The organism is Streptomyces sp. NPDC042002, assembly GCF_055588305.1.
Genome location: NZ_JBVJCT010000080.1, coordinates 1,518 through 4,087 on the forward strand (window position 1 = coordinate 1,518; position 2,570 = coordinate 4,087).

2 rRNA genes (1 of these 2 only partly in view) are annotated in these 2,570 nt (G+C 58.0%); both read right to left on the bottom strand.

From position 1 onward, the window contains the following. Positions 1-1,727 (bottom strand): 23S ribosomal RNA (locus tag ACZ6KY_RS42065); it reaches 1,496 nt to the left of the window's first position. A gap of 314 nt (positions 1,728-2,041) precedes the next feature. Then, positions 2,042-2,570 (bottom strand): 16S ribosomal RNA (locus tag ACZ6KY_RS42070); the annotation flags it as partial.

Sequence of the window (2,570 nt, forward strand, 5' to 3'; positions counted from 1 at the left end):
AATGTGTGACGGATTTGCCTATCACACGGCCTACACCCTTACCCCGGGACAACCACCGCCCGGGATGGACTACCTTCCTGCGTCACCCCATCACTCACCTACTGCAGGTCCGGACCGTCGGCTCCACCACTCCCCCTTGCCCGAAGGCTCCGGGGCGGCTTCACGGACTTAGCATCGCCTGGTTCAATGTTTGACGCTTCACAGCGGGTACCGGAATATCAACCGGTTATCCATCGACTACGCCTGTCGGCCTCGCCTTAGGTCCCGACTTACCCTGGGCAGATCAGCTTGACCCAGGAACCCTTAGTCAATCGGCGCACACGTTTCTCACGTGTGTATCGCTACTCATGCCTGCATTCTCACTCGTGAACCGTCCACCACTGCCTTCCGGCGCGGCTTCACCCGGCACACGACGCTCCCCTACCCATCACAGCGGGCGTTGGCCCTCTTGCTGCAATGACACGACTTCGGCGGTACGCTTGAGCCCCGCTACATTGTCGGCGCGGAATCACTAGACCAGTGAGCTATTACGCACTCTTTCAAGGGTGGCTGCTTCTAAGCCAACCTCCTGGTTGTCTGTGCGACTCCACATCCTTTCCCACTTAGCGTACGCTTAGGGGCCTTAGTCGATGCTCTGGGCTGTTTCCCTCTCGACCATGGAGCTTATCCCCCACAGTCTCACTGCCGCGCTCTCACTTACCGGCATTCGGAGTTTGGCTAAGGTCAGTAACCCGGTAGGGCCCATCGCCTATCCAGTGCTCTACCTCCGGCAAGAAACACACGACGCTGCACCTAAATGCATTTCGGGGAGAACCAGCTATCACGGAGTTTGATTGGCCTTTCACCCCTAACCACAGGTCATCCCCCAGGTTTTCAACCCTGGTGGGTTCGGTCCTCCACGACCTCTTACAGCCGCTTCAACCTGCCCATGGCTAGATCACTCCGCTTCGGGTCTTGAGCGCGCTACTGAATCGCCCTATTCGGACTCGCTTTCGCTACGGCTTCCCCACACGGGTTAACCTCGCAACGCACCGCAAACTCGCAGGCTCATTCTTCAAAAGGCACGCAGTCACGACGCACTGAGTAAACTCAATGCGCGACGCTCCCACGGCTTGTAGGCACACGGTTTCAGGTACTATTTCACTCCGCTCCCGCGGTACTTTTCACCATTCCCTCACGGTACTATCCGCTATCGGTCACCAGGGAATATTTAGGCTTAGCGGGTGGTCCCGCCAGATTCACACGGGATTTCTCGGGCCCCGTGCTACTTGGGTGTCTCTCAAACGAGCCGTTGATGTTTCGACTACGGGGGTCTTACCCTCTACGCCGGACCTTTCGCATGTCCTTCGCCTACATCAACGGTTTCTGACTCGCCTCACAGCCGGCAGACTGTGAAAGAGAGATCCCACAACCCCGCATACGCAACCCCTGCCGGGTCTCACACGTATACGGTTTGGCCTCATCCGGTTTCGCTCGCCACTACTCCCGGAATCACGGTTGTTTTCTCTTCCTGCGGGTACTGAGATGTTTCACTTCCCCGCGTTCCCTCCACATACCCTATGTGTTCAGGTATGGGTGACAGCCCATGACGACTGCCGGGTTTCCCCATTCGGAAACCCCCGGATCAAAGCCTGGTTGACGGCTCCCCGGGGACTATCGTGGCCTCCCACGTCCTTCATCGGTTCCTGGTGCCAAGGCATCCACCGTGCGCCCTTAAAAACTTGGCCACAGATGCTCGCGTCCACTGTGCAGTTCTCAAACAACGACCAACCACCCATCACCCTGCCCTAAGGCAAGTTCACTGGGGCCGGCACTGAAGGCAGCCAACATTCGGCCGTACCTTCAGACACCCAACAGCGTGCCCGACCCTCTTCCCGCTTCCCTCATTCTTTCCACGCCCCGAAGGACAGTACTGGAAGGAGAAGACAGTCAAGAGTGCCGAATAATCAACGTTCCACCCATGAGCAACCACCGTCGAACGTGTGCCGACGTAATGGCCCTGGACCACCAAGCAAAGCTCGGCGGCCTAGATGCTCCTTAGAAAGGAGGTGATCCAGCCGCACCTTCCGGTACGGCTACCTTGTTACGACTTCGTCCCAATCGCCAGTCCCACCTTCGACAGCTCCCTCCCACAAGGGGTTGGGCCACCGGCTTCGGGTGTTACCGACTTTCGTGACGTGACGGGCGGTGTGTACAAGGCCCGGGAACGTATTCACCGCAGCAATGCTGATCTGCGATTACTAGCAACTCCGACTTCATGGGGTCGAGTTGCAGACCCCAATCCGAACTGAGACAGGCTTTTTGAGATTCGCTCCGCCTCACGGCTTCGCAGCTCTTTGTACCTGCCATTGTAGCACGTGTGCAGCCCAAGACATAAGGGGCATGATGACTTGACGTCGTCCCCACCTTCCTCCGAGTTGACCCCGGCAGTCTCCTGTGAGTCCCCATCACCCCGAAGGGCATGCTGGCAACACAGAACAAGGGTTGCGCTCGTTGCGGGACTTAACCCAACATCTCACGACACGAGCTGACGACAGCCATGCACCACCTGTACACCGACCACAAGGGGG